This is a genomic window from Burkholderia sp. HAN2018, from assembly GCF_024704855.1.
In the GTDB taxonomy this organism is placed as follows: Bacteria; Pseudomonadota; Gammaproteobacteria; order Burkholderiales; family Burkholderiaceae; genus Burkholderia; species Burkholderia cepacia.
In genome coordinates, this window is sequence record NZ_QOBB01000297.1 from 1 (window position 1) to 7,347 (window position 7,347).

Consider the following 7,347-nt stretch of genomic DNA (forward strand, 5'->3'; position numbering starts at 1 on the left):
CCGGCCTGCGGCTGGCTCGCGACGGGCGCAGGCTCGTCGGCCACGCGGGCGGGACGCGACAGGTAGGTCGCGGCGAGGCCGACGGCAATCAGCGCAGCGACCGCGCCACCGGCGTAGACAGGCAGCCGGCGCTTGCGCGATCCGGCGATGGCCTGGCCGTGCTGGGCGCCGGGCGGCACGGAAGCGCCGCCTGACGACGCTGACGACGATGCGGCGGGATACGGTGCGGCCGTACTGGCGGCACTGACACCGACACCGGCACCAGCGCCTTCAGCCGCGAACGCGTCCGCTTTCGCGGAACCCGCCGCACCACGCGCGCCGATGTCCGTATCGGGTCTTGCGGATCGCGCGCCGGTTTCGTCGTGCGGGTCGGTGCGTGCAGTGGCCGGTTCTTTCGCGCGTTCGACGTCTCCATTCGGCGCATCGGATTCAACCGGTTTCGCGGCCGGCCGGGACGCATGCGCTGCGGAAGCTGCGAGCGCTCCCGCAGCCGCCGTGGCGGCTGCGCCGTGCGTGGCCGCTTTCAACGTTGGAGACACATCATCGGTTTCCGGCTTGCCGTCCGACACACCGGGCGATGCGGATACCGTGTCCGTAGGCGTCGACACGGGGCCTGCACCCGCCTGCGTCGGCGGCGCAGCGCTACCCGAAGCGGCCCCACCCGCACCAATCGAAGTCGCCGCGGCAGCCGACGCGGTCCCGGCCTCGACAGAAGCCGCCCCCTTGTCTCCCCCGCCCCTGCCCGCATCGCCCACGGGCGGCACGGCGGGCGCGCCATACCCGCTGCCCGTCCGGTCGAAGTCCCGCAACCCGAGTTCCGCCGCGAATGCCGCGACCGATTCCGGCCGGTCCGGAATCCGCAACTGCAGCGCATGATCGACGGCCGCGAGAAAAGCCGGGCTGTACACCTCGCCGGCCGGCAGTTCACGCGACGCGAGCGGCCGGTACGTGTCCTTGATGCTGCGCACGACGGCCGCCGGCGGCAACTCGCCGGTGATCATCGCGTGCATCACCGCGCCGAGCGCATAGAGATCCGTCCACGGCCCCTGGCTGAACGCGGGATCGTCGGTGTATTGCTCGATCGGCGCGTAGCCGGGCTTGATCATCATCGCGCCGTCGTCGACCAGATCGCCGATCCGTTTGCGCGCCGCGCCGAAGTCGAGCAGGATCGCGCTGCCGTTCGGGCGGATCAGCACGTTGTCGAGCGCGACGTCGCGATGGAAGCACTGCGCGCGATGCAGCGTGTCGAGCGCGCCGAGGAGCGCGCCGACGATGTTGCGCAACTGCGTCTCGCTGATCCGCATCCCGCCGTCGAGCAGCTGCTTGAGCGTGCGCCCCTCGTAGAACGGCATCACCATGTACGCGGTGCCGTGGCTTTCCCAGAAATGCAGGACCTTGACGAGCCCCGGATGGTCGAATTGCGCGAGCAGGCGCGCTTCGTTGAGGAACGCGCCGCGCCCCGCGTCGAATGCCTGCGCGAACCGCTCGGAGCGCAGCGACACCGTATAGTCGCCGCCGCGCGTGGCCAGCATCGACGGCATGTACTCCTTGATCGCGACCGCGCGCCGCAACGTGCGGTCGAACGCGCGATAGACGATCCCGAAGCCGCCGATGCCCAGCACCTCGTCGAGCTGCAATTCGCCGAGGCGATGGCCGAGCGGCAGCGGCCGCACCGTGAATTCGGATGCGTCGCCGCGTGTCGCCGTGTCGTGCTCGTTGTCTCTCGATCCAGCGTCCTTCATCTCCACCACCTCTCGAAACCGCGTCCTTTCCGCCCGCCGCCGCGCCGGCGGCCCGCCGTCCTTCTGTCCGGCCGCTAACCGCCGCCGAACAGCGTCAGGAACAGCGCGTTGTCGGGCGTGCCCGTGTGCGCGTGCGTGCGCAGCGGCGATCCGTCCGCGCGGTTGGTCCACCAGAAGCTGGTGCCGCCGTGCGGATCGAAGTAACCGGACAGCCCCGGCCACGCGGCCGGTGCCGGCCGCTCCGGCAGCGGCGCCGGCGTGCCGTCGACGATGTCCGCGTGCCTGTCGACGCCCGGCGCGAGCCGTACGCGTTCGAGCGTCCGCTCGAGATCACCCGGCGCGCGAGCGTGGCGGATCGCATCGAGCAGCGCCTGTCCGACCTGCCAGTAGAACGCGTCGGCGGCGTCCGGCAGCCCGCTCCAGTAATCGGCCGCACGCATCGGCAGCGTGACGATCACCGGGTAGTAGCGCCCCACGCGGTCGCAGCTCGGCGCGAGGCAGCCCGGCTGCACGCACGACGCGCCGGCGCCCGCCGGTATCAGGAAATTCCAGACCGGCGCGACCGTGTAATGGCGCTCGATCTCGTCCGCGCCGCGCTGGCGCATCGCGGCCATCCCCTGCTGGAGCCAGCGCTCCCACCACAGCGCGAGCGCATGCGGCAGCCGGCTGTTCACGAAGTCGCCGGCGCCGGGAATCTTCCCGTACCAGGCCGGCGCATCGCCGTCGGTACGCGTGAACGGCGGTGTCGGGCTCATGGCTTCGGAGGGCATGTAAAGGACTCCATCTGGGGCAGCCTGAACGGGTTGCGGACACTGCCCGCATTCACTTGCAGCACGACCGGTTTGCCGTCGACCGTGAAGCGCGCAATCATCTGGTCGGAGCCGCGCCCGGCCGATACGGCCGCGCGGTCGAACAGCCGGTGCAGCGCCCACGGCCCGTCGGTCGAGAAGCCGTCGGTCGCGCCGGCCTGCCCCGACACCTGCAGCCGCACCTGGTTGCTGCCGCGCGGGCCCGGCCAGTCCACCGCGCTCTGCACGAGCGGGCCGTGCGCGTAGCGGACGATCTGCCCGTCGACGTCGAGCACCATCTCCGTGATCGACGGGTCCATTTCGAGCGGCTGGATCTGCACCTTCAGCTGCGCGGTGCGCGCACCGCCGCCGAAATAGGCGTCGCGGATCACCGCCGCCTTCTCGAACGACGCCAGCATCGCGGCGGCCGACGGATCGGCGTCCGCATTGCGGTTCGCGAAGCGCCACGGGTGCGACGTCGTATCGACGATCGACTGCAGGTTCTTCTGGAAGAAGTCGTCCATCAGGCCGCCGGGTGCGAACATCTGCGCGAAATCCGCCGGCGCGACGTCACGCGACGATCCGCGCGCGAACGGATAGCGCCCGGCGATCGCCTGCCGGCAGAAGTCGCCGACGTTCGCGCCGGCCCGCGTCGCGACGCTGCGCTGCTCGACGGTCGCGACGCTGCCGTTCGCGACGTTCGACAGGTCGTCGAGCACGTCGCGGAACGGCGTCGGCAGGCGGCCGGCCTGTGCGCGCAGCTTCGCCGGCGCGTCGGACGGCGGCGGCTGCGCGCCGCTCCTCAATGCGTCGTCGGTGGCCGTCAGGTAGGTGTACAGCGCGTCGATCGACTTCAGCACGTCGTTGAACGCCTGGGCCTGGTCGCCGCTGCCCGGCGCGAACGCGCGCAACCCGGCGAAGTGGCTGTCGACGATCTGCTCGGCGCTCGCGGGCGCTGCCGCGGACGTGTTCGCGTCGCTTCCCTTGCTCGCGAAGATCTGCGACAGCGAGCTGCGCGCCTCGTCGACCTTGTCCTGCGCGCGCGTGGCGAGATTGCGCGCCCCGCCGCCCGGTGCATCGCCGAGCGCCGTATCGCGCGCGAGCGCGACCATCAGCCGCGTGAGCGGCGAATCGGCGGACGACAGCGCGCGTGCCACCTGGATGCTCTGCGCGAGCGTCGCGGTGCGCTGCAGCTTGATGTCGGCGAGATAGTCGTCCCAGATCTTCAGGTAGTCGTTCAGGTACAGCTGGCGGATATCGCGGGCCCACGCGGCCGCGTCGTTCGGCCCGGGAATCTCGGAAAGCCCGAGGTTCAGCACCCACACTTCCTCGCGCCCGTAGGCCTCGACCTCGCCGGCCATGCGCGGCGCGAACACGTTGCGATAGCCGTTGCGCGTATAGAGGCCCGGCACGCCGTCCGACAGCGGCTTGCCGCCCTGGCGGCGGAACACCAGCGACGCGTCGGGGCCGACCGCGCGCGCGACGCTGAAGTCGAACGCGGCGGTGGCCGGCCGCAGCGTCAGCGTGAGCTGCCGGTACAGCCGCTGCGAGAACGGCACCTGCCGCAGCCGGTCGCGCACGTCGGCCACGAGCCGCTCGTTCATCGGATACGGCGATACCGCGACGCGGCCGCCGAACAGCGCGGCGAGATGCGCACGCAGCGCGGTGCGTTCGGCCGGCGAGAAATCGGGCGGCAGCGCGCGTTCCATTTCGAGATCGACGACGGCCTGCACGAACGCGGGATCGTAGTGCGCGCTGTCGTACAGCATCAGGTACGCCTTCAGCGCCGCATACGCGAATTCGGTCTCGTCGGGCCGTGCGTCGCGCAGCGCGGCCTCCATCCGGCTCGCGGCGATCGGCAGCAGCACGTCCTCGAGCGCGCGCCGGTACACGGCGTCGACGGCCTCGTCGATCTTCTCGCCCTGGAACAGCCCCCACCGGTACGCGAGCGGCGGATGCTGCAGGTCGACGCCACCGGTATTCGCGAGGCCGCCGAGCGCGTCGAGCACGGGCAGCAGGCGGGCGACGTCGGCCGCATCGGAGAATTTCGCGCCGGCAATCTGCGCATCGACGGCCGGCACGCGCGCGCCGATCTGGTCGAGATACGCGCGATTGTTCGAATAGCTGCGCAGCCAGGCAACCAGCACGGCCACGCACACCAGCGCGAGCAGCACGTAGCCGGCGATCTGCAGCACGCGCCGTTTCTGATGCCAGCGCAGGTCGCTGCCGGCGAGCGACGCTTCGCGGAAGATGTGCTCCTGCAGCAGCGACTTCAGGAAGAAGCTGCGGCCGGTCGAGCCGACCTGCGCGACCGGCGGCACGCCCTCGATCTTCAGGAAGCGCTTGATGCCGCTCATCACGCGATCGAACGCGGTGCCCTCCTGCGTGCCGCTCGTCAGGTAGACGCCGCGCAGCATCGGCATCGGTTCGTAGCTCGACACGGAAAACACCTCGGCGACGAACTGGCCGAGCATGTCCTGCAGGTCGGCGATCTGCTGCGGCAGCAGGTACGTCATCTCGCGCTGGCGCGCGTCGGTCTGCGCGGCGAGCAGTTCGGGCAGCCCGTCGTTCAGCCGCTGGTGCAGCAGCCGGTATTCGCGGTCGAATGCCGCACGCAGGTCGAAACCCGGCGCCTCGCTCTGCGCGAGCGGGAACGTGAAACCCCACACCTGCGCGCATTCCGCGCGGCCGTAGTTGCCGAAATACTCGGCGAAGCCTGCGAGCAGGTCGGCCTTCGTCACGAGCAGGTACACGGGAAAGCGGATGCCGAGCTGCGCGCGCAGTTCGAGCAGCCGCTTGCGCAGCACCATCGCGTGCTGCGTGCGCTCGGCCTCCGACGCGCCGAGCAGGTCGGCCACGCTGATCGTCAGCATCGCGCCGTTCAGCGGCTGCCGCGTGCGGTACTTCTTCAGCAGGTCGACGAAGCCTTTCCATTCGGCCTCGTCGAGCGCACGGTTGCCCTCGTGTGTCGTATAGCGGCCGGCCGTGTCGATCAGCACCGCGTCGTTCGTGAACCACCAGTCGCAATGCCGCGTGCCGCCCACGCCGCGAATCGCCGCGCGGCCGAACTGCTCGGCGAGCGGAAAACTGAGCCCGGAATTCACGAGCGCGGTGGTCTTGCCCGAGCCCGGCGCGCCGATGAACACGTACCACGGCAACTGGTACAGATACTGGCGCGACATCCGGTCGAACCAGCGCGGCAGGCCCTTGCGCACGGTGTCGGCCTGCCCGAAGCGGACCTTCTTCAGCAGCGTCGCGGCTTCGTCGAAGCGGCTGCGCAACTCGTCGAGCTGCGCTTTCGCCGGATCGTCGGCGGTGGCCGGCCCGGGCGCCGCTTCGCGCAGCTGGTTCAGCAACTGCGCGTTGAGCCGGCCGGCGCGCCAGCTGCGCCACGCGACGCGCGCCCCCCACGCGACGAACAGCACCGCGATCGTCAGCCCGCGCGCCCAGCCGCTTTCGAGCGGGCGGACCTCGGCGAACGCGAACAGCGGGCCCGCGAGCCACACGAAGCACGCGAGCACGACGAGACCGGCGAAGGTCCAGATCTCCCGCGACGGCAACGGCCGGACGAAACGCGCGACAGCCTGGTTCATGTCAGTTGGCCCCCTGCGTTGCGCTCGCGCCGACGGCGGCACTGCCGGGCGCCGGCAGCAGCGTGATCTCGACGCGCCGGTTCAGCGCGCGATTCGCGGGCGAATCGTTCGGCGCGACCGGGTCGAGCGTGCCGCGCCCTTCCGCCGCGAGCCGTTCCGGATGATCGAGCCGCGCGGCGATCATGCCGCGCACGGCTTCCGCGCGTTCGCGCGACAGGTCCCAGTTCGACGCGAAGCGCGCCGTATGCACGGGCGTGTCGTCCGTATAACCGGTCACGCGCACGTTGCCGGGCACCTTGTCCAGCGCATCGGCCACACGGGCGAGCACCGGCACGTAGCGGTCGATCACCGACGTCGCCCCCGACTTGAACAACCCGTCGCCGCGCAGCACGATCACGCTGCGATCGGCGGCGTCGCGCACCGACACGAGTCCGGCCGCGATCTCCGGTTCCAGGAACTTCGCGATGCGCGGGGCCGGTGCCGGGCGCGGCGGCGCCTGCGCGGGCTGCAGCTTCGGCACGTGCAGCGCGTCGATCGACGCGAACAGCCGGTCCGAATGCCCGGCGAGCGCGATCCGCAGCCCGACGAACACGCCGAAGCCGATCAGCAGCGCGAGCGCCACGCACACCCACAGCGGCACGACGAACCGGCGCGCGACATCGCGTGTGACGACGTCGCGCCAGTGCGGCGACAGCGCCGGCTCGAATTCGCCGCGCACCGAGCGGATCGTGAGCGCGAGCTGGTGGCGCAGCGCGTCGAGCTGCGCATGGCCGTTGTCGAGCACGCGATAACGGCCCTCGAAGCCGAGCGCGAGACAGAAATACAGCAGCTCGAGCAGGTCGAGATGCTGGCGCGGCTGCTGCGACAGGCGTTCGAGCAGGTGGAAGAATTTCTCGCCGCCCCAGGTCTCGTTGTGGAACGACACGAGCAGGCTGTGCGACGACCACACGCTGCCGCCCCACGGCGTCAGCGCGGCCGCCTCGTCGAGCGCCGTGCACAGGCAGTAGCGCGCGCCGATGATCGCTTCCGACGGCACGCCGGCCTCCTGCGCGCGCGCCTCGAACTGCCGGATCTCGACGACGAGATGCTCGCGCAGCCACGCGGGATTCGGGTGATGGACGGTCGAACGGATCTGCGGCACGAGGTTGAGCAACGGATTCGCGGCCGCGACGAGCGGGTTCGTGCCGCTCGCGGCCCAGCGCCCGGGGCGCGGCTGCGTCGCGG

General features: G+C 70.9%; 4 protein-coding genes. All 4 read right to left on the reverse strand.

The genetic code is table 11. The features are described 5' to 3' along the window. Window positions 1-1,742: serine/threonine-protein kinase (locus tag DPV74_RS37210; RefSeq protein ID WP_162923247.1), on the reverse strand; the 1,742-nt coding region annotated here is incomplete at its 3' end. A gap of 74 nt (window positions 1,743-1,816) precedes the next feature. Next, a complete protein-coding gene (gene tagF, locus DPV74_RS37215) occupies window positions 1,817-2,512 on the reverse strand; it encodes a type VI secretion system-associated protein TagF (RefSeq protein WP_063809872.1) in 696 nt (231 codons plus the stop codon). Continuing rightward, window positions 2,494-6,123 (reverse strand): type VI secretion system membrane subunit TssM, encoded by a 3,630-nt coding sequence (gene tssM, locus DPV74_RS37220; protein ID WP_119338996.1) that lies wholly within the window; start codon window positions 6,121-6,123, stop codon window positions 2,494-2,496. Before tssM ends, tagF begins: the two co-directional genes overlap by 19 nt. A gap of 1 nt (window position 6,124) precedes the next feature. Then, window positions 6,125-7,347, reverse strand: a 1,223-nt coding sequence (locus tag DPV74_RS37225; protein WP_119338997.1) for a DotU family type VI secretion system protein, incomplete at its 5' end; no start/stop codon positions are given.